Genomic DNA, 26,680 nt, shown 5'->3' on the forward strand with positions numbered 1-26,680 from the left:
GCAAACGTTATCGCCGCGGCCTTGGCCGTCGTGCACCGTTCCACTGATCGTGCTCGTGCTGTTCTTCCAGCGCCACATCATCGCAGGGCCGACGCAGGGCGCATCAAGGAATAGGCGGAATCAAGGAATGAAAGAATGAACGTGAAAGACCTCAAAGTCGGCTGCCAGACCTTTACCTGGGAAATGCTCGGAGACCGTTTTGCCGGCGGTCCGGACGACCTGCTGAAGGCGATCGCCGACGGCGGCTATGCCGGCATCGAGATCACCGACACGATGATCGGTCGCTATGCCGGCAAGCCGGTGGAATTTGCCGCCGCGCTGAAATCGTCCGGGCTGACGCTTGTGTCTTTCGCCTTCGGCTCGAAGAGCGGCTTCACACTACAGGAAAAGATCGGCGCCGACCTTGAGACCGCCAAGCGCTGGATCGATTTCGCCGCCGCATTTCCCGGCGCGCTCGTCTCGATGGGCTCGGCTACCTCCGTTTCCGAAGGACCTCGTGACGACAAGTTTGCCATCGCGGCCGAGGTCTACAACAGGGCCGGCGAACTCGGGCGCAAGGCCGGCGTCGACATCGCCGTCCATCCCAGTTCCCACCACAACACGCTGCTATTCGACCGTGCCGACTACGACCGGATTTTCGCACTGATCGATCCGTCGCTCGTCGGCTGGGTGCCCGACACCGGCCACATCTTGCGCGGCCATGAAGACATGATCGACACGCTCACCACATACCGGGACCGCATCCGCTACATCCACCTGAAGGACGTCGATGCCGGCGGCAAATGGGCGATGCTCGGCAAGGGCGTCTGCGACACCCAAGCTGTGATGGATGTCGCCGGTGCCGCGCCACATTTCAACGGTTGGCTGGTGCTGGAGGAGGAATCCGAGACCGCCGCCGCCGATCCGGCCGCCGCGGTCAAGACCAACCGCCAGACCATGCGCGACTACGGCGCGTGAGGAAGAGATCATGATCCGGAAGCAAGACCGTCGCCTTCGTGTCGGCGTGCTCGGCTGCGGGCCGATCGCGCAGTTCGCCCATCTCGAATCCTGCGTGAAGGCCAGGAACGCTGATCTCTATGCGATCTGCGATGCCGCCCCCGACCTTCTGGCGCGCATGGGCGCGACCTATGAACCCGAGAAGATGTACGCCGACTACGATGAGATGCTCGCCGACCCGCAGCTGGAGGCGGTGATCGTCGCAACCTCCGACGCCTACCACGTTCCGATGTCGATCAAGGCGCTCGAGGCCGGTAAGCACGTGCTGTGCGAAAAGCCGATCGGCGTCTCGGTCGAGGAAGGCGAAACGCTCGCCGATGCGGTTAAACGCTCCGGCAGGGTGCTGCAGGTCGGTCACATGAAGCGCTTCGACCCGGCGCTGGAAGCGGCGCGCGATTTCGTCCGCGAGGAGATAGGCGAGATCCTGGCGCTAAAAGCCTGGTATTGCGATTCCACCCATCGCTATACCAACACCGACGCGGTCCAGCCGCTGCCCGTCACCAGCAAGCTGGCAAGGAAACCTGGCGGCAATCCGAAAGCCGATCTCAGGCAGTATTTCATGCTCGCGCACGGCTCCCACCTCGTCGACACGGCGCGCTTCTTGTGCGGTGAGATCGTCGCGGTGCGCGCCCGCCTCAACGAGCGTTTCGGCGCCTATTGCTGGTTCGTCGAAACCGAGTTCGCCAACGGCGCGCTTGGCCATCTCGATCTCACCGTGGCTGTCCGCATGGACTGGCACGAGGGCTTCCAGCTCTATGGCGAGAACGGCTCGGTAATCGCGAAGACCTTCAATCCGTGGTATTTCCGGGCGAGCGAGGTCGATATCTTTCACGAGAAGGATGCGACGTCGCGAAAGCCGCTGGGCGCCGACGGGCATTTCTTCAGGCGCCAGCTCGAAAGCCTCGCCGAGACCGTCCTTGACGGCAAGCCGATGCGCGGCGCCAACGTCGAGGACGGCCTCGCCTCGATCCGCGCCATGGTGGCGATCGCCCGCTCGGTCGAAACCGGTGATCGCGTCGAGATCGCTTCCGTCACGGGAGCGGTCTGATGCAGATCGGGGTGTTCGCCAAGACCTTCCCTGGGAGCGAGCCGGCCGGCGTGCTGTCAGCGGTCCGCGACGCGGGATTTGCCGTCACCCAGTTCAACCTGGCCTGCGCCGGCCTGCCGTCGATGCCGGATGCGGTCCCTGACGATGGCATCAGCGCCATCGCGGCCGCGTCGAATGCTTCCGGCGTCACCCTGGTGGCGCTCTCGGGCACCTACAACATGGCCCATCCCGTCAGGACGGTACGCGACGACGGCCTGCGCCGGCTTGGCGTGGTGATCAAGGCTGCGGCAGACCTTTCCGTTCCCTTGGTCACGCTGTGCACGGGAACACGCAACGCGGACGATCAGTGGGCGTATCACCCCGAGAATGCTGCCCCTGAGGCATGGGACGACATGGCGAGCGAGGTCGAAAAGGCGCTGCAATTCGCTGAGCGCCACGGCGTCGATCTCGGCATCGAGCCCGAACAGGCCAACATCGTCGCCTCGGCGTCGGACGCGATGCGCCTCATCGCCAGCATGGGCTCGAAACGGCTGCGCATCGTGCTCGATCCGGCGAACCTGTTCGAGCAGGCGAGCCCCGCCGAAGCACGCGCCATCGTGGCCGCTGCGGTCGAGCACACAGCCGGCCATGTCGCGATGGCCCATGCCAAGGACCGTTTAGCCGATGGCCGCTTCGCTACGGCCGGTCGGGGCGTTGTCGACTTTGTGGATTTTGTTGCCCGCCTAAAGGTATCAGGCTTCGACGGGGCGCTGGTCACGCACGGCCTTTCAGCCGACGAAGCGCCTGAGGTTGCCCACTTCCTCAAGGGGCTGATCTGATGGCGCGTCTTGCAACTCTGCTTCGCGATGACGCCTTGCTTCAAGTCTCCGACCGCGGCGACGGGCTTGCTTTCGTCTTCCAGCATGGGCTGGGCGGTGGCGAGGCGCAGGTCGCCCAGGCTTTCCCTTCCGGGCCGAGGTTGCGGCGCCTCACGCTGGAATGCCGCGGGCACGGTGCCTCTGGGCTCGGCAGCAGCCGCCCGTTCTCCCTGAGCATGTTCGCGGATGATGTTCTAGCCTCCGCCGATCAGGCCGACCTCGATCGGTTCGTCGCCGGCGGCATTTCCATGGGCGCCGCAATTGCAACCCGCCTCGCCTGCCGTCATCCGGACCGTGTCGCGGGCCTGCTGCTGGTGCGGCCGGCCTGGACGTTCGACAGTGCGCCTGACAACATGCGGCCGATCGCCGAGGCTGCCGGCCTCATTCTCAGTCACGGCCCCGACAAGGCCAAGGCGATCTTCGCGCAATCGGAAACCGCCGCACGCCTGAAGCGCGAAGCACCCGACAACCTTGCCTCGCTGTTTGGCTATTTCGACCGGCCGGACGCCGCGCCATTCGCGCAAGTCCTCGCCGATATTTCTGCCGACGGCCCAGGCGTTTCCGCGAGTGACGCCGCGGTGCTTGGCATTCCCACGCTGGTCATCGGCAATGCCATGGATGCGGTGCATCCGCTGTCGGCGGCCCATACGCTCGCGACGGCCATCTCCGGCGCGACCTTTGCCGAAATCTCTCCCAAGGCGCTCGACAGTGTCAGGCATTTCGCCGAACTGCAGGCCGAGATCACGACCTTCCTTCACGCCCACTTCAACATCCGGAGCCTCATTCCGTCATGACGATGAAAACCCTGTCCGGTCCCGCTGCCATCGCCGCCTTGCCGCGCAACCGGCTGCTCGGCGAGTTTTCGCTGTGGTCGGCGGACCTTGCCAATATGGAGCGCGACCTGAAGCGCATAGAACCTCATGTCGACCTGCATCACATCGACGTCGCAGACGCCCGCTTCACCCCCGGCTTCCTGTTCTTCCCGGATCTGGTGAGGCGGATCGCCAGGCTGACGGCAAGGCCGATCCATGTGCACCTGATGGTCGAAGCCGAGATCGTCGAAGAGCAGACGCGTCAGTTCATCGAAACCGGCGCCGACCTGATCAGTGTGCACGCCGAAAACGGGGAGGCCGGCCTGCGCGCCGTGCGGCTGGCGCATGAGCTCGGCGCCGAGGCCGGCGTGGTGCTCAGGCTGGAAACGCCGGTCGCTGCGGTCACCCCATTCCTGCCGGAAGTCGCGTTTGTGACGCTTCTTGGCACATCCATTGGCGTCAAGGGCCAGAGCCTTTCCGACCAGGCCTGCCCACGCCTGATAGAGGCGCGTACACTGATGCGGCAAGCCGGCCGGGAGGCGGACGTCATCCTGGCTGCCGACGGCGGCATCCGCCACGAGACGGTGCCGCGCCTGCGCGCCGCCGGGGCCGAGACCGTGGTGCTCGGATCGCTGGCATTCGGCGACCCCGACCTCGCGCAGCGCATGGCCTGGCTGCATGGGCTGAAGGTCGCCGCCTTATGACAAGACTGGCCCTCGCCTTCGATCTCGGCGGAACGGAGCTGCGCGGCGCGTTGGTCGAGAGCCGCGGCCGCGTTGTCGCGCAGGTTTCGGCGCCGACGATGGCGATCGCGGGATCGGATGCGGTGATCGGGCAGATCATCGCACTGGCCGGGGCTCTTCTGACACAGCGCCCACAAGCGGATGTCGTCGGCATCGGCATCGGCGCGCCGGGACCGCTCGATCCCAAGGCTGGGATCGTGATCGCACCGCCGACGCTGGCCGGCTGGCACGACGTGCCGTTGATCGACATTCTCGGCAAGCATTTCGGCCTGCCGGTGCGGCTGGAAAACGACGCCAATGCGGCCGCGCTGGGCGAGTGGCGCTTCGGCGCCGGCCTGGGCACCGGGTCGCTGGTGTTCGTCACCGTATCGACCGGCATCGGCGGCGGGGTCGTTGCCGACGGCCACATCTATCACGGCCGGCGCGGGCTTGCCGCCGAGATCGGCCACATGACCATCACCGGCGAGGGCGACCGCTGCTTCTGCGGCGCTGTCGGCTGTTTCGAGGCGGTCGCCTCCGGAACCGCGCTCGGGCGGCGTGCCACGGCGCTGACAGCGCCAGGCGACGGCTCCCTGCTCAGGCGCCTTTCGGCCGATGGCGACGTTTCGGCCAGGCACGTCGTCGAGGCCGCACGTACCGGCGATATCAGTGCGCTCGAGCTGATCGAGGCGGAAGCCAGGTGGCTCGGCATCGGCTTCACCAACCTGCTTCACCTCTATTCGCCGGACCTGATCGTCATGGGCGGCGGTCTCGCCAACGGCTTCGACCTGCTGGCTCCAGCCATCAGGGTAACCGTCGAGCAGCGGGCGATGCCGGCCTACCGGGATGTGCCGATCGTGCCGGCGCAGCTTGGCGACCGCGCAGGGCTGATCGGCGCGGCCAGTCTGATCCTGTCGGAAGGCGAACCGGGCGCGCCATTGGCGATGGCGCAGGACGAGGACAGCAAAGACGGCGCGACCGAACGTGCCGTCGGCAGGGAGGCAAGCCATGGCTGAGCTCAAGCTGCGCGGCGCGCGCAAGTCCTACGGATCCGTCGAGATCATCAAGGGCCTTGACCTGGACGTCGAGGACCGCGAATTCGTCGTCTTCGTTGGCCCGTCCGGCTGCGGCAAGTCCACGCTGCTGCGCATGATCGCCGGCCTGGAAAAGATCACCGCCGGCGACTTGCTGATCGATGGCGTGCGCGCCAACGATATCGATCCGTCCGAGCGAGTCTCGCCATGGTGTTCCAGTCCTACGCGCTCTATCCGCACATGACGGTGGCCGAGAACATGGGCTTTGCGCTGAAGATCGCCGGCGTCTCCGCCGCGGAAAAGGAACGCAAGGTGCGGGAGGCCGCCGAGATGCTGCAGCTTTCGCATCTTCTCCACCGGCGGCCGAAGACGCTTTCGGGCGGCCAGCGGCAGCGTGTCGCCATCGGCCGCGCCATCGTGCGCAATCCCAAAGTGTTCCTGTTCGACGAGCCGCTGTCCAATCTCGACGCCGCCTTGCGGGTGAGCATGCGGCTCGAGCTGATGCGCCTGCATGAACACCTGGCCGCGACCATGATCTATGTCACCCACGACCAGACCGAGGCTATGACCATGGCCGACAAGATCGTCGTGCTGAACGGCGGCAGCATCGAGCAAGTCGGCTCGCCGCTCGATCTCTATATCAGGCCGGCAAATATCTTCGTCGCCGGCTTCATCGGTTCGCCGAAGATGAATCTGTTGAAGCTGAAAGTGGCCGCGACTGGGCCCAAAGGCGTCTCCGTTACCTTGCCGGACGGCCAGGCGCTGACCGTCCCGGTTGCCGCCGGTGCAAGCAAATCTGGCGACGAGCTGCTGCTCGGCATGCGGCCGGAACATCTCCGCATCTCGTCCAACGGACAATTCAAGGGGCGAGCCGTGCTGGCGGAGCGGCTTGGCAGCCTGACCATCCTGCATGTCGAGGTCGCGCCCGATGTCACGCTGGTGGTGCAGGCGGGAGGTGGCGACCGGACGCCGTTGCACAGCCCGATCGCGCTCGACATCTCGCCATCGGCTTGCCACCTGTTTCGCACCGATGGTCCGGCGCTGGCGTCTCTGCAATCGGCGTGAGCCGTGGGCTCATAGTTTGAAACCAGAGAACTGACGACGCCGGCATCGAGCCTGCTTCGACCCCTACAGTGTCGATTTCTGCTGGATCGCAGCACATCAAAAATCGCTGCACACCATTTTAAAACTTGACGCATGTCAAATTTTTCTAAAACATGCGATAATGCTGGCGAGGCCTTGGCCAGCGCTCTGGGAGGAGAAATGCCTGACACGGAAAATGGCCCGGAACGGGTCTTGAAGCAGAGAGCTCCACGGCAATCGCCGATCGGTCGGCTGTCTGCCATCGCAAGCGCCGGGCCGGCCTTCGTCGCGCCCTGCACAGCCATTCCATTCGCCGAACGGGTTAATTGCGACACAACCAACATTTAGGAGGAGGAAGAAGCATGCGTATATTCAATAGCCTGACGCTTGGCGCAGGTCTGTTCGCAACCATCATCTCCATGCCAACCCAGGCCCAAGACGCGGCGAAAGTCGCGGCCATCGTCAAGGGTCTCGACAACCCCTTCTTCCAGTACATGCAGAAGGGCATCGAGGAGCAAGCCAAGGCCGATGGCGTCGGCGTTACCGTGCAGGCGGCCGCCAATATGGGCGACGCAACCGGGCAGGCGGACCGGCTGACCGCCATGGCCATGCAGGATTTCGACTGCTACCTGGTCAACCCGATCAGCGTCTCCAACCTGGTGCAGGCGCTGGTGCCGGTCGCGCAGAAGAACAAGCCGATCGTCAACATCGACAGCACCATCGACGCCGAGCAGGCCAAGGCCGCCGGCTTCACCATCTCAACCTATATCGGCACAGACAACGTTGCCGCCGGCGTGCTGGCCGGCGAGGAGATGCTGAAGCTGGTTCCTGCAGGCTCCAAGGTTGCACTGGTGGCGGGCATCGTCGGCGATGTCGGCAGCAATGCCCGCATCAAGGGTTTCAAGCAGGCTGTCGAAGGCAAGCTCGACGTCGTGGTGATGGTGAGCGCCGACTGGGACCGTGAAAAGGCCTTGACCGCCGCGACCGACATCCTGGCCGCGCATCCCGATCTCGCCGGCTTCTTTGCCGCCAACGACATCATGGCGCTCGGCGTCCAGCGCGCCGTCCAGACCTCGGGTAAGGACGTCAAGGTGATCGGGCTTGACGGCATCGTCGACGCCCTGAAGTCCGTTGCCGCCGGCGAACTCGCTGCGACCGTCGCCCAGTATCCCTATGTTGTCGGAGCCATGGGCGTGGAAGCCTGCGCCGCGGCAGCCAAGGGCAAGGAACTGCCCGCCAACGTGCCGGCGCCGGTGCTCCTGATCAACAAGGACAATGCCGAGGCTTCGCTGAAGAACTTCCCGCGCCCCGGCGGAGACTATCCCGATCCCTTCCGCGAGATGTTGCAGCAGTGAACGCTCCCGCTGAGAACGCGTCCTCGCGGGAAGCGGGCGCGGCGGAGGAGAGCCGTCCCTCCCTGGCGGCTCTCCTCCTGGATCCTTCCTTCTGGGCCGACTGGGCATCCGTCGTCGGCCTCGTCGGCCTCGTCGTCGTGTTCGGCATCGCCCAGCCGGTCTTTCTCAGCGTCGCCAATTTGCAGGCCCTGCTGCTGGCCGCGGCGATCCTGGTGGTGCTGTCGATCGGCCAGACCTTCGTCGTGGCCACCGCTGGCATCGATCTCTCGCTGGCTGCCGCGGTCATGCTGGGCGCCATCATCCTCGGCCTCGTCGATGCCGCGGGCTATGGCATCTTCTTCGCCTGCGTACTGGCCGTCGCCGCCACCAGCGCGGTCGGTTTCCTCAACGGCGTGCTCATCACAGCCGGGAAAATACCCGACTTCGTGGTGACGCTCGGCACGCTTTCGGGCGTCACCGGACTCGGTCTGATCCTGTCGGGCGGCGAGCCGATAATGGTTGGCTCGACCTTCCTGCTGCGGCTGGCCTCCGGTTCCTTCGGGCCGTTCGGCTATCCAGTCTGGGTGGCGATATCGGCCGTTCTCGTGGCGCATATCGCGCTCTACCACACCCGCTTCGGGGTGCATCTGCTGGCGACCGGCGGCCAGACCGAAAGCGCCCGCTCGCTCGGCATCCGGACCAACCGGGTCAAGATCGCCGCCTACACGATATCAGGATTCTGCGCCGGCATCGCCGCGCTGCTTCTGGTGGCGCGCATCGGCTCGGCCGAACCGCAGATCAACACCAGCCTTCTGCTCAATTCGGTGGCGGCGGTCGTCTTGGGAGGCGTCAGCCTGTTCGGCGGACGCGCCAGCATTCTCGGCCCGGCGATCGGGGCGCTGATGCTCACCGCTCTCGTCAACGGGCTGACGCTGCTCAGCGTTTCGGCCTTCTACCAACCGCTCGCCGTGGGCGCCATCGTGGTGCTGGCGGCACTGATCATGCGGTATCAGAAATGAGCGCCGTCAATCACTCGCCGTCGGCCGACGCGATCCTAGCCTGCGAAGGGCTAAGCAAGCATTTCGGCGGCATCCGCGCCTTCACCGATGTCGCCTTCCAGGCCCGCCGTGGGGAGGTCACCGCTGTCATCGGCGACAATGGCGCCGGCAAGTCGACGCTGATACGGTGCCTGGTCGGCGTCCATGTGCCGGATGGTGGCGAGATCTTCTTCGACGGCCGGCTGCACCCCTTCGCCAATCCCGACGAGGCGCGCAAGGCCGGCATCGAGACGGTGCACCAGAACCTCGCGCTGATCGATGAATTGACCGTCGTCCAGAACCTGTTCCTCAACCGTGAGATCGTGCGCCGGATCGGCCCCTTCGCCCTGCTCGACCGCAAGGCGATGAAGCAGCAGGCGCGTGCCATGCTGTCGCGCCTGTCGATCAACATGCCTTCGGTCAGCCAGCGCGTGCGGCGCCTTTCGGGCGGGCAGCGACAGGCGATCTCGATCTGCCGCGCCGCAGGTTCCGGCGCCAAGCTGGTGGTGATGGACGAACCAACCGCGGCGCTCGGCGTGCAGGAGACGGCCAATGTCGAAGCCCTGATCCGGCGGCTGCGCGACCAGGCCGTCAGCGTCATCCTGGTCAGCCATAATTTCGATCAGGTGCGGCGGCTGTCCGACCAGATCTGGGTGATGCGGGCGGGGCGGATGGTGGCGACAGTACGATCGTCCGAGACCACCGGCAACGAACTTGTCGCGCTCGTCACCGGCGCGGCATAGAAACGATCCGGCTCGTTACGAATTGAAACGATTGGAAAGGGGGTTGCAGTGGCGGTGATCCGTGTCGGACTTGTAGGGCTTGGAGAGGTCGCTCAGTCGATCCATCTGCCGGTGCTGAGCGACCAGCGCAACCGCTGGCTGATATCGGGCGTCTATGATGTTTCGCCGAGCCTCGTGACGCTGTGCCGCTCCGAATACCCGACTGCCGCAATCTTCGATTCGGCCGAGGCGCTGATCAGTTCGCCGGATATCGACGCGGTTTTCATCCTCTCGTCCGACGAGACCCACAGCCGTTTCGTCCGTGCCGCCGTCCAGGCGAACAAGCATGTCCTGCTGGAAAAGCCCGCCTGCCTGACGGTGCGCGAAATCGACGAATTGCTGGCTCTGACGACAAATTACGCCAAGACGATCTTCGTCGGTTACATGCGCCGCTACGCTCCGGCCTACCTGGCGGCGATGGGGGAACTGCCTGACTTCGCCGATATCACCCATGTCCGCATCTTCGACCTGATCTCCGAGGGCCGGCATTTCCTGAAAAAGAGCCAGAATATTCTCTCTCCCACCGACATCGATCCGGCCCTTTTGGCACGCGGCGCCGGGGAGCGCGAGGCGCTGATCCGCGAAGTGGTGGGCAGCGATGCGCCCGCCGATCTCGTACGCGCCTATCGCGGCCTGACGGCGCTGAGCTCGCACCACATTTCGGCGATGCGCGGGCTGCTCGGCGAGCCGGTTCGTGTGCTCGCCGCGCATCGCACCAATGGCGGCGCCAACACCAGCGTCGCCTTCGACTATGGGCATTTCGCCTGCTGCTACGACGCAGTGGTCGACGATCTCGGCCTGTTTGATGCCATGATCGAGGTTCGCTCGAACACCAAACGTGTCCGCATCATCTACGACACGCCCTATATCCGCAGCCTGCCGACGCGGCTCGAAGTGACGGAAGCCGGTCCACTAGGCCCGGTGACCAGGACCTTCGGGCCGCTCTATGGCGACGCTTTCTCGAATGAACTGGAGACCTTCCATCGCCACATCACTGACGGGACAAAGCCGCTGACCGACCTCGCGGACTCCCGTCGCGACCTGGCGCTGATGGCCGACATCATCGCGCGGATGAAGGAGACTGGCGGGCGCTGAAGCCTGCCGCCTATTTCCCGCAGTGGTGATCGTTGATCTTGTTCAACGCATTCGCGTCGGGTCCGACCCTGTGGTAGGAGCAGGCTCCGGCGGCTGTCGTGACCAACTGCTGGTCATAGTAGCGCGGGCCGCCGAACAGAATGTCGATGATGTCGCCTTCGGCGGGAACGTAGCGTTCGGATTGAACCCGGTAGTCGCGGTGCCGATAATCGCGGTATTTGTCCCCCGCGAAAGCCGAGGCGGACATGCTGCAGCCTATCGCGAAGGCGAGCGCGCGGGTCGCAAAGCGTTTTGTCATCATCGGCAATACCCTTCTGGCAGTTCGGCTTTCTACCATATAGCCAAAATCGCCAGCCGAACAAAAGTTCCCTGAACGGCGCCTTAGGTCCCAGCGCGAATCCATCAAAGGTGCTGGGCTACGATGCGGCCGCCGCACTCGCCAACGACGCCGCCAACAAGGAAAAGTTCGGCGCCGTGATGAGCCAGTAGCCAGCCCGGTAGCCAGTGGTGTCGTGCGCGCCGGAAATCCTACCCGGGCAGTCCGTGCCGGTATGGCGCGGGCCCGGGGTGCGGGCCACATCAGGGTCTTGCGCATCAGCGGTCACCGCCCTGCTGTTCATCGCGCCGCTCAGTCTGCTGCCGATGGTCCAGGCTCGTCGTCGCGGCCGTCGCGCCGGGCGGCGAACTCGACTTCGGCGCATTCGCCGAACGTTTGGCCAGCCCGCCGCCTTGCGGGCGATGTGGCATACGCTAGATACTGCTTTTTTCGGCGCCGTGCTGGCGGTCTGCCTCGGCAGCCCCCTTGCCGTCGCCATCGCAATGACCGACCTGTAGGGACGAAAGCCCCTCGGCTTCCTGCTTTTGCTGCCGCTGATGATCGCGCCACAGGTCACCGCTTTGTCGGGGCTGCATCTGTTTGGTCCGTTCAGCACGTTTCTCGGCATGGTCGGCATGGCGCCGCCGCCGGGCACACCCAATCCAATGCTTGGCCGCAACGGCATCATCCTGCTTTACGCCGTCCAGCATGCACCGATTGTGTTCATTACGCTGCGGGCCGGCCTTGCGCGGATTCCTCGCGATCTCGTCGAGGCAGCCAGGGCCTCCGGCGCCAGGCCGCTATCCGTGCTGTGGACCATCGTCCTGCCGGCCGTGCGTCCGTATATCGTGGCTGCGGCGGCACTCGCCTTCGTTTCGGGCGTCGGCAATTTCGGCATCCCCGCTTTGCTCGGAATGCCGGTCAACTATCTGACGCTGCCAATGCTGATCTATCAGGACCTGTCGAGCTTCGGGCCCGGTGTCCTGCCGCAGATCACGGCGCTGTCGGTGCTGGCGCTGGCCGGTGTTGCTTGCCAGTCGCTGGCTTTGCGTGGCGCCGCTCACCGCTTTACCTCAGGCACGCCGGCGCGGTTCGAGCTCGGGCGCTACCGCCTGCTGCTGGCCGGTCTAGGTTGGCTGGCGATCGGCTTCATCCTTGTTCTTCCCGCTTGCGCGCTGCTGGCCACGTCGCTCGTACCGTCCTTCGGCGTGCCGCTTGGATGGCAGACGATGACCGTGTCCAACTATGCCGAGGTTCTGGTCCGCCAGGCTTCGACCGTTCGTACCTTCCGCAATTCCCTTGTTTTTGCCGGTGCTGCGGCACTGATCCTCGCATTCGGCGTCATACCGGTGACCGCCATCCTCGGACGGCTCGGCAGCGTTGGCAGCGCTGCTCGGCGGCATCGTCGACCTGCCCTATGCTGTTCCCGGCGTCGGGCTTGCCATTGCCTGCATCCTCTTGTTCCTGCGCCCGCTGCCGCTGGTCGGCAGCCTCTATGCAACTGCCTCATCATCGTGGTCGCCTATGTGATGCGGTTTTTCACGCTCGCCTTGAAACCGGTGGCGACCGCGGTCGGTCAGATTTCACGCGATCTCGACGAGGCAGCGGCAGTGTCGGGAGCCGGCTCGCCGCGCCGGCTTGCAACCATAACCGCGCCGCTCGCCGCACCGGCGGCAGTGGCGGGCGGGCTGCTCGTCTTCATGAGTGCCTTCAACGAACTGACGGTCTCGGCCTTGCTCTGGTCGAGCGGCAACGAGAGGCTGGGCGTGGTGCTGTTCAGTCTCGAGGAGGCAGGCTTGGGAACGCAGGCAGCTGCGATCGCCGTCTCCACAATTGTCATTGTCGTCGTCCTGCTGCTTGTGCTCGACTGGTTCGGGCGGCGGTTTCCGGCCGGTGTGTTGCCCTGGCGGTAAACCGGCTCAGGTGCTCGGGATAATCCAGGCGATCGGCAAGGTCGTTCACGGTGATCTGCCTTGCCGCAGGTGCTTCGCTGGCCTACGCGGCAATCTATCCCGCGATCTCAAGCAAGGACGATACCAGCAACCGGCGTTCGTCCTGTGAAAGGACGTCCGAGTCGAAGAGGTTCATGCTGCGAAGTCCTTCGATGGCGAGGTAGCAAACCAGCAGCGCCTTGAGGTCCGGCGTCTCTCCCTTGAGCCGCTCGAAAACCTGCCGCCTGAACGATTTTATCGGTGTCAGGAAATCGGGATCCTCGGCGATCGCCGAAAATATCCAGGAAGCCGACGGTTTCGATTCCTCGGCATGTTCGGCCGAAAGCTTGATGTAGGTCGCAAGCGGGCTTTCGCCGCTGACGCCGGCCGTGCGGGCGGACTCCAGCGCCTGCTCGAAGGCGCGCAGGTAATCCTCCACCAGCGCCTGCATCAGTTTCGCCTTGGTCGGGAAATTGTACAGCAAGCCGCCTTTCGACACGCCGGCTCGGCTGGCGACGGCGTCCAGCGACAGGCTGCCGGGCCCTGTCTCGCGTGCCACATCGGCGGCGGCAGCAAGTATCTTGTCGCGCGAATTTGTTCTTCGGGCCTTCATCAGTCACTTCCCATACATTAGCCTACGCGGAATTGACAAGACCGTCCAGACGGTACAGTAAGATCGCCGTCATTTGAAATCGGGACCAGTCACAGGTATGTGTTTCGGTCATCCGACTGTTATGCCGGGCCATGGCCAAGGGGACTGTTCGTGATCAAGCGTTTCGTCATTGCCTTCGTTCTGCTCGTGCTGGTGTGTGGCGGCATCGTCGGCTTCAATTTGTTCCGCGACAATGCAATGCAGCAATTCTTCGCCACGATGAAACCGCCGGCCGCGACCGTGTCGACGACAATCGTCAAACCGACGAGCTGGACGCCGGGCGTCGAGGCGATCGGCACTGTCAGGGCGGTCCGCGGCGTCGACCTGAGCGTCGAAACCGCCGGCATCGTTAAGGACATCCTGTTTCACGCCAATCAGAAGGTTGAAGCCAACGCGGTTCTCCTTCAGCTCGACGATGCCGCCGAGCGCGCCGATCTCGATGCGACGAAGGCGCAAGCTGCGCTCGACCAGACGGCGTTGACACGCGCCCTTGAATTGCAAAAGCGCGGTGTCGGCTCGGAATCGACGCTCGACACGGCGCGGGCAACCGCATCGGCTTCCGCTTCGCAGGTCAACAGGCTGCAGGCGGTGCTCGAACAGAAACTGCTGACAGCGCCCTTCGGCGGCACAGTGGGTATCCCCAGGATCGATCTCGGCCAGTATCTCTCACCCGGCACTTCCGTAGTGACACTGCAGGACCTGGAGACGATGCGGGCCGATTTCTCGGTTCCCGAACAGCAGCTTCCGCTGCTGAAGATCGGCCAGAAGGTACGGCTGGGCATTGGTGACGGCGAGCTGCCGTTCGGCGGCACCATCCGCGGTATCGACCCGAAGATCGACCCAACCAGCCGGCTGGTGACGGTCAGGGCCGAGGTCGCCAACCCCGAAGGCAAGCTGACCCCTGGCCAGTTCGTGCAGGTGCGCATCGAATTGCCCGAGGAAAACAACGTGCTGACGGTGCCGCAGACCGCGCTGACCTCCAGCCTCTACGGTGACTTTGTCTTTGTGGTGCGTCCGGCGAAGCCGGCCGCGGCCAATGGCGCCGCCCCTCCTGCTGCGGCAAAGCCGGAAGAAAAGCCCGCCACGGATACTGCGAAGCCCGCAGCCGAAGCGCCCGCAGCAAAACCCGGGGAAAAACCGGCTGCAACGCCGGCCGAATCGACAGCGGAAGAGCAGAAACCGCAGCTCGTACTTGCCCAGGTGTTCGTCAAGCCCGGCCGCCACAATGCCGGCCTGGTTGAGATCCTGGAAGGTATTGCGCCCGGCGACGAAGTCGTTACCGCCGGCCAGAACCGGCTCTCCAACGGCATGTCCGTAGCTGTCGACAACACGATCGACCCGACCAAGCCGGCGAACCAGCAGGCAGCCCAGCAATGAGCTTTTCCGACCTCTTCATCCGCCGTCCGGTCCTTTCGACCGTGCTCGCCTTGATGATCCTGCTTCTGGGTTTCCAGGGCATCTTCAACCTTTCGATCCGGCAGTATCCGGAGGTTGAAGAAACGGCCATCACGATCACTACGACCTATCCCGGCGCCAGCGCCGACCTGATCCAGGGATTCATTTCCGCGCCGATCGCCCGTGCCGTCGCTTCGACCGAAAACATCGATTATGTCACGTCGGCGAGCCGGCCGTCCTTAAGCACCGTGACGGTGCAGATGAAACTCGGCTCCAACCCCGACGTCGCGTTGAACGAAGTCTTGTCGAAGGTACAAGGCGTGCGCGGCGATCTGCCAGACGAGGCCGAAGACCCGGTGATCGTCAAGGGCACCGGCGAGCAGTTCGCGATGATGTACATCTCGATGCAGAATCCGAACATGACGCCGGAACAGCTCACCGAATATATCGAGCGCGTCGTACGGCCGCGCATGTCGACGGTCGAGGGTGTCGCCGACGTTCAGATCTTCGGGGCCGCCGAATATTCGATGCGCGTCTGGATCGACCCGGTCAAACTGGCGGCGCGCGGCGTGACGGCGGCGGAAGTGCTGACTGCCATCAATGAATCGAATTTCCTCTCCGCGCCCGGCAATACCGAAAACGAATACGTCGCCTCCTCGATCACCGTTCGCTCGACGCTGCAGACGCCGGAGGCTTTCGCCGCCCTTCCGCTCCGTTCGAAGGACGGCAATGTGGTGAGACTGCGCGACGTGGCGCGCGTCGAACTCGCTGCGGCGAACACTGACACCAGGGTCACTTTCAACGGCAAGCCCGGCATCTTTCTCGCCATTTTCCCGACGCCGGCCGCCAATCCGCTGACGACAGCGGAGGCGATCCACGACATTGTGCCGACGATTCAGGAGACGCTGCCGCAAGGCATGACGATCGAGATCGTCTACGATTCGACCGAGCAGATCAGCGCCTCGATCGAGGAGGTGTTCAAGACCATCGGCGAGGCGGTCATCATCGTCATCGTCGTCATCCTGCTCTTCCTCGGCTCGTTCCGCTCGGTGCTGATGCCGATTGTGACCATTCCGCTGTCGCTGATCGGCGTCTGTTTCCTGCTGTTTTCGTTAGGCTATTCGATCAATCTTTTGTCTTTGCTGGCCATGGTGCTGGCGATCGGCCTCGTCGTTGACGATGCCATCGTGGTGGTAGAAAACATTCACCGCCATATGGAGGAAGACGGTTTGTCGCCGATGCAGGCGGCCTTCAACGGCATGCGGGAGATCTCGTCCGCCGTCATCGCCATGACGATAACGCTGGCCGCCGTATTCGCGCCGCTGGCCTTCACCGGCGGCCTGACCGGCGCACTGTTTCGCGAATTCGCGGTGACGCTTGCCGGCTCGGTGGTGCTTTCGGGTGTCGTTGCCCTCACCGTCACGCCGATGATGTCGGCACGCATCCTGAGGGCCGGCTCGCACAGCCGCTTCCAGCGTATTGTCGACAGCACGTTCGGGCGCGTCGAAAACATCTATGAGCGGCTGGTCAGCGGCTCGTTGAAATATCGCCCGGTGACCCTGATGATCGTCATCGCACTGGTGGCCACGACCGGCTTCATGTTCACCAAGACCGCGAGCGAACTGGCGCCGGAAGAAGACCAGGGTTTCTTGCTGTCTATTGTGAACGCGCCGCGCTATGCGACGTCGGACTACACCGAGACCTATGTGAACCAGATTCTCGGGCTGGTGAATAATATCCCCGAAACCAGGGCGCGGTTCTCCGCCGTCGCGTTCCAAGGCCCGACGAACAACGCCTTCGTCGGCTTCGCATTCAAGGACTGGGCCGACCGCACGCGCAGCTCGAAGGAACTTCAGGAAGACATCACGGGTCGCCTCAGCAAGGTTGCGGGCGTCGAAGCTTTCGTCTTCGCACCGCCGACGCTACCCGGCTCCGGCGGCGGCCTGCCGATCACGATGGTGGTGCGCTCGACCGGCGACGCCTCCCAGGTGTATGAGGCGGCCGAGGACATCAAGAACAAGGCGCAGGCCTCCGGTCGCTTCCTCGCCGTGCAGAATTCGATGTCCTACGACGCGCCGCAAGTGACGGTGACGATCGACCGCGACCGCGCCGCGGCGCTCAACCTGCCGATCGCCGACATCGGCCGGACGCTGACCCTCTTGGTCGGTGGCGCTGAGGTGGCGCAATTCGACCGCGAATCCAACAGCTACGACATCATCCCGCAGGTACCGCAGAACTTCCGCGACAACCCTGAAAAGCTGGCCGAGTATTTCGTGCGCAGCGCGTCGGGCGAGATGGTGCCGCTCTCGGCGGTGGTGAAGATCTCGACCAATGCATCGCCGGCCGCGATCGAGCAGTTCAACCAATTGAACTCCGCCACGATTTCGGCTCTGCCATTGCCCACCGTCACCACCGGCGACGGGCTGAAGACCATCGAGAATATCGCCAGGGAAAGCCTGCCCGATACGTTCTTCATCGACTATACCGGCCAGTCGCGGCAGGAGAAGGAACAGGGCTACACGATCATCATCGCCTTCGCGGCAGCCGTTCTGGTCATCTATCTGGTGCTGGCGGCGCAGTTCGAAAGCTTCCGCGATCCGTTGATCATCATGATGTCGGTGCCGCTGTCGATCTTCGGCGCGATCGTGCCGCTCAATCTGGGGCTGGGAACGCTCAATATCTACACGCAGGTCGGCCTGATCACGCTGATCGGTCTGATCACCAAGCACGGCATTCTTCTGGTCGAGTTTGCCAACCAGCAGCGCGAGCTCCACGGGATGCGGCGGCGCGATGCGATCGTCGCCTCGGCCAGGGTGCGGCTAAGGCCGATCCTGATGACGACGGCTGCGATGGCGCTCGGCGTGGTGCCGCTGATCATCTCCAGCGGCGCGGGTGCGGCGGCGCGCTATTCGATGGGCCTGGTGATCTTCACCGGCATTCTGGTGGGGACCATGTTCACCCTGTTCGTGGTGCCGATGTTCTACACCTTCATTGCCAGCAAGGACCTGCCGCATCACGCCGAGAAGCCGGACCCGAAGCTGATGCCGGTCCCGGTTGATTGATTGACAAAAAGGCCGGGGATTTCCGGCCTTTTTCTTGGGCAGTGATGTCCGACCGCAACGTAATTTTACAAGCGGATCGTCTTTGCTTATCTATTTGACGATGACGATCCTGGTGTTGGCCGGACCGAAAATCTCGACCAGCTGGTAAAAATCGGCGGCGTTGACCGGATGCAGCCGCACGCAGCCATGCGAGGCCGGCTGGCCGAGGCGCTTGACGAAATTTGTCGCATGCACAGCGTAGCCACCCTTGAAGAAGACCGAATGCGGCATCGGCGCGTTGTCATATTTCCTCGAATACCACATTTGGTGCATGCGGGTCGGCTTGAACGAGCCGGTGGGGGTGACATGCCCCTTGGCGCCGGTCGAGACTTTCCACGCGAAGGTCGGCCGCCCGTCGACCAGGACTTGCATCGTCTGCTGCGAAAGCGAAATCCGCGCCACTATCTGATTGGCGGCCTGATTGGCAGCATGGGCAATGTCGTTACCGGCGCCGAACAGAAGAACCGCACCCGTGAGGGCGGCGGCAGCGATGTTGATGAGCTTGGCAGAAATGGCAGTGTACATGATGTCCCCCGTCTGCCGGATATGGCCGGCTCCAATTCGATGACCGGCTTATCGTTGGGTTACGTTTCGGATTGATTTCGCACGGCAGGCGTTTCAGTTTCGAATGTGTTTCCTATGGTTAACAGCCCAAAGCCTATCCGAGGGATTTGTAAGGGTGAACCCAATGACATGAAGCCTCGGCTGCTCGAGCCCGGACCCGCGAAAAGGTACTGCCATCTCCAAAGTGAAAGTGCGCTCTTCCCTCATATGAAAGAAATTTGACTTGGCTCGAAACCACTCTGCAACAAAGCGCGGACTCTAGCGGCATGATCTGGATACAGGCCACCCGCAGAGTTGACCGAACGAAAACAGCCGGCACAAACGAAGATGAACATGCAATCGAACGCGATCTCCTGGCTCTTCAGGATAAGCATAGCCGCAGCGATGATTGGCGGCGTCGGCACCTTCGCCGGCAGCCCGACGACGAAGCTTGCGGGAATGACTTCAAGCGAAGTTTCGACGCTGCATGCCGCACTGTTTTTCGCCACGGTCTGGATCGTGTCCAGTCTGCGCATCAACCGGCTCAAGGCCCTCTGGCGGGTCGGTTTTGAGCTGAAGCAGATGCGCGGCCCCTCCGGCAACTTGCAGCCGAGAGGACCGAAGGCCCGCGCCGCGACGGGGGGCTCCGCTGGCGGCGCGGGCGCTTCGGGGGTTTCCCTGAAGACATGATCCCGAACCGAAAGACCGCATCGCGACAAGTGGTGCTGGTTTTCGGGAAAAGATTGCGCCCGAAAACAGGCCATACGCAGCAGATCTGAATTTGGGGACGAAAACGATGAACACGAAATTTGCAGCTTCGGTGCTTTCCGCACTGCTCTACGCACAAGGCCTGCTCGGCTTTGCCGGCCTCGCCACCGTGCTTCTTAGGGATCGTGCCCATGCGAGCGAATTCGTCGCCGCCAGCGAAATGCCGTCAGGTCCGTCGCTTCTTGTGGTCCGCTGAGCGCCTGGGCCTGTGGGCAATACGGTGAGGGCCCCGGCCTCAGTCGGCGAACTGCGTCGGCGGATCGAACCGGTAGCCTGCACCCCTTATAGTGGTGATGGTTTCGGTGTCGAGCTTGCGGCGCAGCCGCACGATGCGCGAATCGATCGAGCGATCGAAGGCATCGGCATTTTCGGCGGGCGCGGCGGCAATGATGTCGTCGCGCGTCAAGACCTTGCGCGGACTGGCCAGGAACAATCTGAGCAGCGCCACCTGACCCGGCGACAATTGTTCTTCCGTGCCGGAGCGATGCATGACCATGGCCGACCGGAGGTCGACCGTCGCGTTCTCCAGCACGACCAATTCCCCGGCGTTTCTGCCGCGCCGTGCCAGCAAGCCGCCGATACGGGCGGCGAGTTCCCTGACATTGAGCGGGCTTTCGACGACGTCGGCGGCGCCGAGTTCGAGCGCCAGCACCTTGTCGACGAGATCGGCCGGCCGGCAGATCAGGATGAAATCCGGCCCGCCCTCGCCGCCATGGCGCCTGAGCAGATCACGCCCTTCCGCCTGGCTGAGGCTGTCGCCGACGACGACGACATCGATGCCCTTTCCGGAAAGCAAGGATTCGGCCTCCCACGGCTGCCGCACCGCGCGCACGTCATGACCACGCCGTTCGAGATGGTCGGCGAGATCGGTCGCGACCACTTCGGCGACGGAAACAAGCGCGATGACGGATCGTGCAGCCATTTTTTTCCACCCTGCAACCGGCAACCCAAGATGAGTGCTGGACATGATGTTTATACCCAATCTACTTTCCGCTGAAAGCGGGAGCGAGAGCATAGTGCGGGCACGAATTGTCATCGTCGAGGACGAGCCGGATCTGAGAGACGCGGTCGCCGAGTATCTCGGCGCCAGCGGCTACGATGTCGCGACGGCCGAGAGTGCCAGCGCCGCGCGAACTTTGCTGGAAACGCAGTCGTTTCATCTGGCCATCCTCGACATCGCCATGCCAGGCGAGGACGGCCTGTCGCTCGGCCGCTGGCTGCGCTCGAAAATGCCTATCGGCATCATCTACGCCACTGCCGCCGGCACCGCGCTCGACCGCATCGTCGGGCTGGAACTCGGCGCCGACGACTACATCGTCAAGCCTTACGAATTGCGCGAGGTGCTGGCGAGGGTCCGCAGCGTGCTGCGCCGCGTGCCACAGCCGGCCGAACCACCGGGCGCCAAGGCCGAAACAACTGCCAACCGCCGTTTTATGAGCTTCGGCCCTTTCCATGCCGATCTCGACGGCCGGTTCGTCACCGGCCCCAATGGGACGGTCATCGACATGGCCAAGAGCGAGTTTGACGTGCTGGAGGTCTTCCTGACGCGTGCCAACCGTTTGCTGACGCGTGCGGCGATCTCCGAGGCGATCGGCTTCGTGGAAGATCCTGAATCGTCACGCGCGGTCGATATCCGCATCATGCGGCTGAGAAAGAAGATCGAGGCGGACCCGGCCAATCCGAAATTCCTGCGCACAGTCCGCGGCGAAGGCTATATCTTCTCGCTGCCGACCGGCGAAAGCGACTGAGCGGCGCGACCACTGGTAACCACTCTCGGTGGCACGACTGTGAAATGACGGCTGACCATGACGGCTGAAGCAGCACGCAGCGATATGCACGGCGCCAGGCAGGGCGCGGCGATGGCGGCTGTCCATGTCGTTCGCCGGCTTCGCGAAGCCGGCGACTGGCAGCGCGAGATGGACAGCATCCTTGAAACGCTCTGCGGGGCCATGGATTGTCAGCGCGGCATCCTGTTTCGGCTGCGCGAGCTGCCCGGCCAGGGCTTTGCCCAGTCGGTCGCGGCTTACTGGATCAACCCCCGATTTGGTGGCGAACTGGCGTCGCCAACGGTAATCATGCAGTCGGTTGTCAATTCGGACCCACTGCTGGAACGGTTGGCGGAGGACGAGCGGCAAGGCAAGATCTTCGCGGGACACACGCGCGACCTCGAAGGCTTTCTGAGAACCGACTTCGAAAAGCAGCACATCAAGTCGTTCCTGTCGGTGTCGGTCTTTGCGCATGGCCATCTGTGGGGCACGCTGGCGGTCAACGACTGCGTGAACGAGCGCGAATGGACCGACGAGGAAGAGGCAACGCTGCACATCGTGGCATTGGCCATCGGCGACGCCATCGAACGATCGCTTTCCGATGCCCATGCCAGCGAAGTCATCCGACGCACCATGTTGCAGGCCTCGCTCGACGCCATCATAGTCATCGACGAGACGGGTTCGATCATCGAGTTCAATCCCGCCGCCGAAAAGATGTTCGGCTATCAGCGCAGCGACATCCTCGGCAAGGACCTGCTCGACACCGTCGTTCCGGAATATTATCGCAAGGGCTATGTGTCGGGCGCCGAATACATGTCGGGCCGCGGCGCGCCGATGGTCGGCCAGCGGATCGAGACCGTCACCCAGAATGCGGCCGGCGAGGTCTTTCCGATCGAACTGACGGCGACTGAGATGCGAGTCGCCGACCGCCGCCTGATCTTCGGTTCGATCCGCGACCTTCGCGACAAATTGCGCGCCGAGGAGGAGATCGGCCGCCAGCGCGAAAAGCTGCACCAGAACGAGAAGATGGCGGCGATGGGCTCGCTGCTTGCCGGCGTGTCACACGAGCTCAACAACCCGCTTGCCGTGGTCGTCGCACAATCGACGCTGTTGCACGAGTTCGCTTCAGACCCGCAGACCAAGGTGCGCGCCGAAAAGGTGCGCGCCGCCGCCGAGCGTTGCGGCCGCATCGTCAAGAGCTTCCTCTCAATGGTCCGCCTGCACCCGGCGGCGCAGGCCGAGACGGACCTCAACCAGGTGGTCCGCGCGGCACTCGAAGTGACTGCGTACGGCGCCAGGTCGACCGGCATCATTATCGATACCGATTTCGCCAGCGGCCCGCTGCTGGCCATGGCCGACGCCGACCATGTGACGCAAGTGGCCGCCAACTTCCTCATCAACAGCCAACACGCTCTGGCCGGCATCGGCGGCGACCGGCTGATCAAGGTTCGCACGTTTCGCAGCGATCGCGGCAATCCCTGTTTCTCGGTTGAGGACAACGGGCTGGGCGTGCCGGAAGCGATTCGCTCTCGCATCTTCGAATCTTACTTCACCACCAAGCCGGTCGGCGTCGGCACCGGCATCGGCCTGTCAATCTCGAAATCGATCATCGAACGGCACAATGGCAATGTCTGGTTCGAGGAAGTTCTGCCGAGGGGCGCCCGTTTCGTCGTCCAGTTGCCAGCGATCTCCGCCGGAGCGGCCGCCGCCGGCGAAACCCCGTCGCGCTCGAGCGGATTGCGCCATGCGCTGATCATCGACGACGAGCCGGATGTCGCGGCGTCGCTGTCCGACATTCTGGAATTGATGGGCATCAAGTCGCGGATCGTGCCGGCCTGGGCGTCGGCCGCCGCGACCTTGACCGGCCACATGCCGCCGGACATCGTCTTTTCCGATCTGCGCATGCCCGGCACCAGCGGCATATCAATCTATCGCGAACTGCTCGCCAAAAAGCCTGATCTGGCGCGGCGCTTCGTTCTGGTCACCGGCGACCTGATCGGCGCAAAGGCCGAAATCGAAGCACTGCCCGCGCCGCAGCGTCCGCAGATCCTGGAAAAGCCGTTCAGCACGCTGGACGTGCGCGGCGTGCTGTCGGCCATCGCCGAGCAGGCGGCATTGGGCAGCTAGAACTTCGGGCTGGTGGAAATCGGCTTTTGAAAAATCCGATGCTCGAACGAAGGGTTAGAGGCCAGAGAAAAAAACTCCCGGCCGACGATGCGGCGGGAGCCTGCCTGGAGCGCTGGAGGGTCGCTCGGGGGGCATCAAAAAACGTTCGGCGTATCGGTCAGCGGCGGGGCATTGGCGATCACGCGGACCGCGCGAGCCTTGTGGATGCCGGACTGCTCGGCGATGACGCGCAGGCAGTCCGCACTTTCGGCGCCCCAGGCTTGCCCCTTGCAGACAAAATCGATCTCCGGCATCGGCAGGCGCGCGGTCTTTGTCGTGGTCGGCGCGCCGTCGACGATATTTGCCGGCGGGTTCAGTGAAGCAAAGGCCGGACCAACCGTCGGCGCGAACGCCATGCCGACGAATGCGGCGACGCCCAGCACCACGAACAGCGCCATCGGATGGTCGTTGGCGCGCCGGCGCAGCGCCAGCTTCGGCCGCCGATCGTTGCGCTCCGCCTGCGGGCGGACATTGTAGGCAGTCTGGATTTTCGTATACATCGCCATTCCCTTCGTTGATCTTCTTTTTCTATGGAAACGAACTTAGTCGCACCTTGTAACGGACGAACGACGCACGCAAACTGACCGTGTAACAGATTTGAAACCGGAATTCGGGCAGTACCGGGCGCTTCGCCTGTGACCATGAGGCGCTTTTGACTATTGCGGATTAAATTCCGAGAGGATTTTCTGTGCAGCAATGCGCCCAGCCACGATTGCGCCTTCGACATAGCCCGGAAATGACGGAGACAATTCCGAGGATGCGAAATACACTGGCGGCGCGCCGGCCAGGATGGTTTGTTCGGCGTCGGTGGCACTCGTATCGATGATGAGATCGCTGTAGCCGCCGCCGCTCCAGCGATCATCGGTCCAGTCGCGACAGCTGAAATCGGTGAAGCTGCCTGCATCCGTGCCGAGCGCCTCCTTGAGCCGCGCGGTAACCTCCGCGCGCAACGCGGCATCTCCCAATTCCCGCCAGCGTAGGGCAAGCGGCCCGCCGACGAAGACGACCAACGCAGGGTGGCCGCCATCCTTGCTGACGTCACAGGCAAAAAGGGCCGGCGGATCGCGCCACATCACCATGCCGCTCAAGCCCTTGGCGCGCCAAAATGCTGTGGGGTAGCGCACCTGCATTTTGATCACCGCGCCGCTTTGCCAGACACCGAGGGCCTTTTCCAAGGCAACCGGCAGCGGCGGCGCGAAATCCAGCTTCGAAGCCACCATCGGCGGCATGGCGATCAGCGCCCTTCGCGCCGTGATCGAGCCCGTCGTCGACGCGAGACGAACTCCTCCCAGTCTGCGCTCGATCGTTCTGACCGGAGTGTTCAATCGCAGGCGGTCGCCGAGATCGCCGGCCAGATCATCCGCCAGAGACTGCATGGTTTCGTGCACGAAATACTGCAGCTCCGACACCTCATTGGTGATACGGCGGTCATTGTCGATGAGGTGCCAAAGCGGCAGTTTTTCGAGCGCCTGGCACCACAGGCCTTCGATCATCGATCGAAAAGCCGCCTTGGCATCACCGGGATCGTTCTGGCGATCGAGCCATGCGGCGACGGTCAAGCCGGCAATAGTCGGGTCGCCCGGTGCAATCGCGTTCATGCGGTCGCGGATCGCCATCGAGGCGTAGTAGATTCGCTCGGCATCCTGTTCGCCCGTCAGCGGCTGGGCAATGACTTCGCCCTTAACATAGGTCTCGACCAACGTCTTACCGTGCGTTCGCACCAAGGCCATCAGTTCCGGCATGTCCTCGCACAGGAACTGACCGCCGCTGTCGATCCGCTCGCCAAGCCCATTCCACTTGGACTCGACCCGCCCGCCGACGCGGCCGCGCGCCTCGAGCAGCACAAAATCAATCCCGGCCTTGTTCAATTCATGCGCGGCTGACAGGCCGGTAAAGCCGGCGCCGACGATGGCGACATCGGTTCGTACGGTCTGGCGCTTCAAGAGCCGGCCCTGAAGTTCTCGAAGTCCGCAATCATCCGCGGCTTGAGCTCCGGAGACAACGGTCTTGTCGAGATCATCAAAACCCCGCGCGATCGATATATATTGCAGGTCGCTGGCTACTCTGCCGGGCGACACGCTTTACCCAATGGTCTTTTCCAGCATACTGATCCAGTTGCGATAGGCGATCTTCTCGATCAGCGCGCGACCGAAGCCGCGCTCGGCGAACGCATCGAGCAGCTTCGGCAGGCCGGTGACGTCGCCGATCACAGCCGGGATCATGGCGCCGTCGAAATCGGACCCGAGGCCGACGCCGTCTTCGCCCAGCGCCTGCAGCAGTGAATCGACATGGCGCACCATGATGTCGAGACTGGTATCGGCATTCATCCTGCCGTCCTCGCGCAAAAACCCGGTGGCGAAATTCAGCCCGACCAAGCCACCCGACTCGCGGATTGCGCCTAGCTGCCAGTCCGTGAGGTTGCGGGAATGGCCGCAGATCGCATGGACGTTCGAGTGGGTCGCCACCAGCGGGGCGTCACTGATCTCGGCGACGTCGCGAAACCCCTTTTCGTTGAGATGCGAAAGATCGACCATGATGCCGAGCTGGTTGCAGGCCTTGACCAGTCCCTTGCCGGCATCGGTCAGGCCAGGTCCGGTGTCGGGCGTCGACGGGAAACGGAACGGCACGCCGTGGCCGAAAGCGTTCGGGCGGCTCCAGACGACGCCGAGCGAGCGCAGGCCGGCCGCATGCAACACGTCGAGCATCGTTAGTTCGGGGTCGATCGCCTCGACCCCTTCAATATGGAACACCGCCGCGATCGACCCTTGCGCCATCGCATTTCGCACGTCGCCGGCGCTGCGGCAGACGGTGAGCGCCGACGCTCGTTCCAGCCTGAACAGGATCGAGGCCATGGCGATGGTGGAAGCGAGCGCGTCGGCGCGCGGAATTTCGGGCGGCAAGGGCTCGGTATCGCTCGGCGCAGGTGGAACCGCACTGCGCTTGGATTTTTCGACCGGCGGCGGAAAGATCGCGAACATGCCGCCAGCAAAGCCGCCCTTTTTCGCGCGCGGCAGGTCGACGTGGCCACCCTGCGTTCCCTCGATGAACAGCTTCTCAACATCCGCGTCTTTCGACTGATAGAGCCTGAGCAGCGTATCGTTGTGGCCGTCGAAGACGGGAACGAGGTCGGTCTCGGTCATCAAGGGATCATTCGGTTCGATTGGTCGGGCGGCAATATACCTACTTAGGCAAGGCAATACCTACTAGGCAAGACAACCCACTAGGCAAGACAGGCGATCTGC

25 protein-coding genes and 1 pseudogene are annotated in these 26,680 nt (G+C 63.5%); 19 read left to right on the plus strand and 7 right to left on the minus strand.

Annotated elements, in window-relative coordinates; all coding sequences use genetic code 11:
• Positions 1-135: 135 nt before the first annotated feature.
• The 12 genes and pseudogenes from ACWTU8_RS24115 to ACWTU8_RS24170 all read left to right on the plus strand — a co-directional run bounded on the left by ACWTU8_RS24115 (position 136) and on the right by ACWTU8_RS24170 (position 10,800).
• The gene (locus tag ACWTU8_RS24115; protein WP_455850139.1) at positions 136-957 is read left to right on the plus strand and encodes a sugar phosphate isomerase/epimerase family protein; all 822 of its coding nucleotides are present in this window, start codon (positions 136-138) and stop codon (positions 955-957) included.
• A gap of 10 nt (positions 958-967) precedes the next feature.
• Positions 968-2,044, plus strand: a complete 1,077-nt coding sequence (locus tag ACWTU8_RS24120) for a Gfo/Idh/MocA family protein (RefSeq protein WP_455850140.1) — start codon at positions 968-970, stop codon at positions 2,042-2,044.
• Complete coding sequence (locus tag ACWTU8_RS24125; RefSeq protein ID WP_455850141.1) at positions 2,044-2,862, plus strand: sugar phosphate isomerase/epimerase family protein; 819 nt, start codon at positions 2,044-2,046, stop codon at positions 2,860-2,862. The genes ACWTU8_RS24120 and ACWTU8_RS24125 overlap by 1 nt, the downstream gene beginning before the upstream one ends.
• Positions 2,862-3,695 carry an alpha/beta fold hydrolase gene (locus ACWTU8_RS24130; protein WP_455850142.1) on the plus strand — a complete coding sequence of 278 codons (834 nt, stop codon included), beginning with the start codon at positions 2,862-2,864 and terminating at the stop codon, positions 3,693-3,695. Before ACWTU8_RS24125 ends, ACWTU8_RS24130 begins: the two co-directional genes overlap by 1 nt.
• Entirely contained in the window at positions 3,692-4,417 is a 726-nt protein-coding gene (locus ACWTU8_RS24135; RefSeq protein ID WP_455850143.1) for a ribulose-phosphate 3-epimerase, read from the plus strand. The genes ACWTU8_RS24130 and ACWTU8_RS24135 overlap by 4 nt, the downstream gene beginning before the upstream one ends.
• Positions 4,414-5,451 (plus strand): ROK family protein, encoded by a 1,038-nt coding sequence (locus ACWTU8_RS24140; RefSeq protein ID WP_455850144.1) that lies wholly within the window; start codon positions 4,414-4,416, stop codon positions 5,449-5,451. Before ACWTU8_RS24135 ends, ACWTU8_RS24140 begins: the two co-directional genes overlap by 4 nt.
• Positions 5,444-5,865, plus strand: a pseudogene (locus ACWTU8_RS24145) (ABC transporter ATP-binding protein); the annotation flags it as partial. The gene ACWTU8_RS24140 and the pseudogene ACWTU8_RS24145, both read left to right, overlap by 8 nt.
• Before the next feature lie 291 nt (positions 5,866-6,156).
• Positions 6,157-6,534 carry a TOBE domain-containing protein gene (locus ACWTU8_RS24150; protein ID WP_455850384.1) on the plus strand — a complete coding sequence of 126 codons (378 nt, stop codon included), beginning with the start codon at positions 6,157-6,159 and terminating at the stop codon, positions 6,532-6,534.
• Positions 6,535-6,914: 380 nt separating this feature from the next.
• The gene (locus tag ACWTU8_RS24155; protein WP_455850145.1) at positions 6,915-7,907 is read left to right on the plus strand and encodes a sugar ABC transporter substrate-binding protein; all 993 of its coding nucleotides are present in this window, start codon (positions 6,915-6,917) and stop codon (positions 7,905-7,907) included.
• Positions 7,904-8,905: an ABC transporter permease gene (locus ACWTU8_RS24160; protein ID WP_455850146.1), complete on the plus strand. Its 1,002-nt coding sequence runs from the start codon at positions 7,904-7,906 to the stop codon at positions 8,903-8,905. The genes ACWTU8_RS24155 and ACWTU8_RS24160 overlap by 4 nt, the downstream gene beginning before the upstream one ends.
• Positions 8,902-9,666 (plus strand): ATP-binding cassette domain-containing protein, encoded by a 765-nt coding sequence (locus tag ACWTU8_RS24165; protein WP_455850147.1) that lies wholly within the window; start codon positions 8,902-8,904, stop codon positions 9,664-9,666. The genes ACWTU8_RS24160 and ACWTU8_RS24165 overlap by 4 nt, the downstream gene beginning before the upstream one ends.
• A 48-nt stretch (positions 9,667-9,714) precedes the next feature.
• Positions 9,715-10,800, plus strand: a complete 1,086-nt coding sequence (locus tag ACWTU8_RS24170; RefSeq protein ID WP_455850148.1) for a Gfo/Idh/MocA family protein — start codon at positions 9,715-9,717, stop codon at positions 10,798-10,800.
• Between the two features lie 10 nt (positions 10,801-10,810).
• Here ACWTU8_RS24170 and ACWTU8_RS24175 read toward each other — a convergent pair whose 3' ends face one another.
• Positions 10,811-11,101, minus strand: coding sequence for a hypothetical protein (locus tag ACWTU8_RS24175; RefSeq protein WP_455850149.1), 291 nt, complete (start codon positions 11,099-11,101; stop codon positions 10,811-10,813).
• Positions 11,102-11,673: 572 nt separating this feature from the next.
• On the opposite strand from ACWTU8_RS24175, the gene ACWTU8_RS24180 reads away from it, so the two are divergent.
• Entirely contained in the window at positions 11,674-13,029 is a 1,356-nt protein-coding gene (locus ACWTU8_RS24180) for an ABC transporter permease (RefSeq protein ID WP_455850150.1), read from the plus strand.
• 94 nt (positions 13,030-13,123) lie between these two features.
• Here ACWTU8_RS24180 and ACWTU8_RS24185 read toward each other — a convergent pair whose 3' ends face one another.
• A complete protein-coding gene (locus tag ACWTU8_RS24185; protein WP_455850151.1) occupies positions 13,124-13,660 on the minus strand; it encodes a TetR/AcrR family transcriptional regulator in 537 nt (178 codons plus the stop codon).
• Positions 13,661-13,810: 150 nt separating this feature from the next.
• Between ACWTU8_RS24185 and ACWTU8_RS24190 the strand changes: the two genes are divergently transcribed.
• Entirely contained in the window at positions 13,811-15,076 is a 1,266-nt protein-coding gene (locus tag ACWTU8_RS24190; RefSeq protein ID WP_455850152.1) for an efflux RND transporter periplasmic adaptor subunit, read from the plus strand.
• Positions 15,073-18,156 (plus strand): efflux RND transporter permease subunit, encoded by a 3,084-nt coding sequence (locus tag ACWTU8_RS24195; RefSeq protein ID WP_455850153.1) that lies wholly within the window; start codon positions 15,073-15,075, stop codon positions 18,154-18,156. The genes ACWTU8_RS24190 and ACWTU8_RS24195 overlap by 4 nt, the downstream gene beginning before the upstream one ends.
• Before the next feature lie 90 nt (positions 18,157-18,246).
• On the opposite strand, the gene ACWTU8_RS24200 is transcribed toward ACWTU8_RS24195, so the two are convergent.
• The gene (locus tag ACWTU8_RS24200) at positions 18,247-18,720 is read right to left on the minus strand and encodes a L,D-transpeptidase (protein WP_455850154.1); all 474 of its coding nucleotides are present in this window, start codon (positions 18,718-18,720) and stop codon (positions 18,247-18,249) included.
• A gap of 372 nt (positions 18,721-19,092) precedes the next feature.
• On the opposite strand from ACWTU8_RS24200, the gene ACWTU8_RS24205 reads away from it, so the two are divergent.
• Positions 19,093-19,428, plus strand: coding sequence for a hypothetical protein (locus tag ACWTU8_RS24205; RefSeq protein WP_455850155.1), 336 nt, complete (start codon positions 19,093-19,095; stop codon positions 19,426-19,428).
• Positions 19,429-19,534: 106 nt separating this feature from the next.
• Positions 19,535-19,702 carry a hypothetical protein gene (locus ACWTU8_RS24210; RefSeq protein WP_023797130.1) on the plus strand — a complete coding sequence of 56 codons (168 nt, stop codon included), beginning with the start codon at positions 19,535-19,537 and terminating at the stop codon, positions 19,700-19,702.
• 39 nt (positions 19,703-19,741) lie between these two features.
• On the opposite strand, the gene ACWTU8_RS24215 is transcribed toward ACWTU8_RS24210, so the two are convergent.
• Positions 19,742-20,428 (minus strand): response regulator transcription factor, encoded by a 687-nt coding sequence (locus ACWTU8_RS24215; protein ID WP_065007437.1) that lies wholly within the window; start codon positions 20,426-20,428, stop codon positions 19,742-19,744.
• Between the two features lie 46 nt (positions 20,429-20,474).
• Between ACWTU8_RS24215 and ACWTU8_RS24220 the strand changes: the two genes are divergently transcribed.
• On the plus strand, positions 20,475-21,254 hold the full coding sequence (locus tag ACWTU8_RS24220; RefSeq protein ID WP_455850385.1) for a response regulator: 780 nt from the start codon (positions 20,475-20,477) through the stop codon (positions 21,252-21,254).
• 57 nt (positions 21,255-21,311) lie between these two features.
• Entirely contained in the window at positions 21,312-23,399 is a 2,088-nt protein-coding gene (locus tag ACWTU8_RS24225; RefSeq protein ID WP_455850156.1) for a PAS domain S-box protein, read from the plus strand.
• A 134-nt stretch (positions 23,400-23,533) separates the two neighbouring features.
• Here ACWTU8_RS24225 and ACWTU8_RS24230 read toward each other — a convergent pair whose 3' ends face one another.
• The 3 genes from ACWTU8_RS24230 to ACWTU8_RS24240 form a co-directional block, all read right to left on the minus strand.
• The gene (locus ACWTU8_RS24230) at positions 23,534-23,938 is read right to left on the minus strand and encodes a hypothetical protein (RefSeq protein WP_455850157.1); all 405 of its coding nucleotides are present in this window, start codon (positions 23,936-23,938) and stop codon (positions 23,534-23,536) included.
• A 156-nt stretch (positions 23,939-24,094) separates the two neighbouring features.
• Entirely contained in the window at positions 24,095-25,381 is a 1,287-nt protein-coding gene (locus ACWTU8_RS24235; RefSeq protein WP_455850158.1) for a flavin monoamine oxidase family protein, read from the minus strand.
• A gap of 138 nt (positions 25,382-25,519) precedes the next feature.
• Positions 25,520-26,578 carry a dipeptidase gene (locus ACWTU8_RS24240; RefSeq protein WP_455850159.1) on the minus strand — a complete coding sequence of 353 codons (1,059 nt, stop codon included), beginning with the start codon at positions 26,576-26,578 and terminating at the stop codon, positions 25,520-25,522.
• Positions 26,579-26,680 lie beyond the last annotated feature (102 nt).

It is taken from the genome of Mesorhizobium sp. BHbdii (genome assembly GCF_053848045.1).

What these genes read in the sequence shown, in the direction of transcription:
- ACWTU8_RS24115 (WP_455850139.1), top strand. Translation starts at nt 136, where the DNA reads ATGAACGTGAAAGACCTCAAAGTCGGCTGCCAGACCTTTACCTGGGAA.
- ACWTU8_RS24120 (WP_455850140.1), top strand. Translation starts at nt 968, where the DNA reads ATGATCCGGAAGCAAGACCGTCGCCTTCGTGTCGGCGTGCTCGGCTGC.
- ACWTU8_RS24125 (WP_455850141.1), top strand. Translation starts at nt 2,044, where the DNA reads ATGCAGATCGGGGTGTTCGCCAAGACCTTCCCTGGGAGCGAGCCGGCC.
- ACWTU8_RS24130 (WP_455850142.1), top strand. Translation starts at nt 2,862, where the DNA reads ATGGCGCGTCTTGCAACTCTGCTTCGCGATGACGCCTTGCTTCAAGTC.
- ACWTU8_RS24135 (WP_455850143.1), top strand. Translation starts at nt 3,692, where the DNA reads ATGACGATGAAAACCCTGTCCGGTCCCGCTGCCATCGCCGCCTTGCCG.
- ACWTU8_RS24140 (WP_455850144.1), top strand. Translation starts at nt 4,414, where the DNA reads ATGACAAGACTGGCCCTCGCCTTCGATCTCGGCGGAACGGAGCTGCGC.
- ACWTU8_RS24150 (WP_455850384.1), top strand. Translation starts at nt 6,157, where the DNA reads ATGAATCTGTTGAAGCTGAAAGTGGCCGCGACTGGGCCCAAAGGCGTC.
- ACWTU8_RS24155 (WP_455850145.1), top strand. Translation starts at nt 6,915, where the DNA reads ATGCGTATATTCAATAGCCTGACGCTTGGCGCAGGTCTGTTCGCAACC.
- ACWTU8_RS24165 (WP_455850147.1), top strand. Translation starts at nt 8,902, where the DNA reads ATGAGCGCCGTCAATCACTCGCCGTCGGCCGACGCGATCCTAGCCTGC.
- ACWTU8_RS24175 (WP_455850149.1), bottom strand. Translation starts at nt 11,101, where the DNA reads ATGATGACAAAACGCTTTGCGACCCGCGCGCTCGCCTTCGCGATAGGC.
- ACWTU8_RS24180 (WP_455850150.1), top strand. Translation starts at nt 11,674, where the DNA reads ATGATCGCGCCACAGGTCACCGCTTTGTCGGGGCTGCATCTGTTTGGT.
- ACWTU8_RS24185 (WP_455850151.1), bottom strand. Translation starts at nt 13,660, where the DNA reads ATGAAGGCCCGAAGAACAAATTCGCGCGACAAGATACTTGCTGCCGCC.
- ACWTU8_RS24195 (WP_455850153.1), top strand. Translation starts at nt 15,073, where the DNA reads ATGAGCTTTTCCGACCTCTTCATCCGCCGTCCGGTCCTTTCGACCGTG.
- ACWTU8_RS24200 (WP_455850154.1), bottom strand. Translation starts at nt 18,720, where the DNA reads ATGTACACTGCCATTTCTGCCAAGCTCATCAACATCGCTGCCGCCGCC.
- ACWTU8_RS24205 (WP_455850155.1), top strand. Translation starts at nt 19,093, where the DNA reads ATGCAATCGAACGCGATCTCCTGGCTCTTCAGGATAAGCATAGCCGCA.
- ACWTU8_RS24210 (WP_023797130.1), top strand. Translation starts at nt 19,535, where the DNA reads ATGAACACGAAATTTGCAGCTTCGGTGCTTTCCGCACTGCTCTACGCA.
- ACWTU8_RS24215 (WP_065007437.1), bottom strand. Translation starts at nt 20,428, where the DNA reads ATGGCTGCACGATCCGTCATCGCGCTTGTTTCCGTCGCCGAAGTGGTC.
- ACWTU8_RS24220 (WP_455850385.1), top strand. Translation starts at nt 20,475, where the DNA reads ATGTTTATACCCAATCTACTTTCCGCTGAAAGCGGGAGCGAGAGCATA.
- ACWTU8_RS24225 (WP_455850156.1), top strand. Translation starts at nt 21,312, where the DNA reads ATGACGGCTGAAGCAGCACGCAGCGATATGCACGGCGCCAGGCAGGGC.
- ACWTU8_RS24230 (WP_455850157.1), bottom strand. Translation starts at nt 23,938, where the DNA reads ATGTATACGAAAATCCAGACTGCCTACAATGTCCGCCCGCAGGCGGAG.
- ACWTU8_RS24240 (WP_455850159.1), bottom strand. Translation starts at nt 26,578, where the DNA reads ATGACCGAGACCGACCTCGTTCCCGTCTTCGACGGCCACAACGATACG.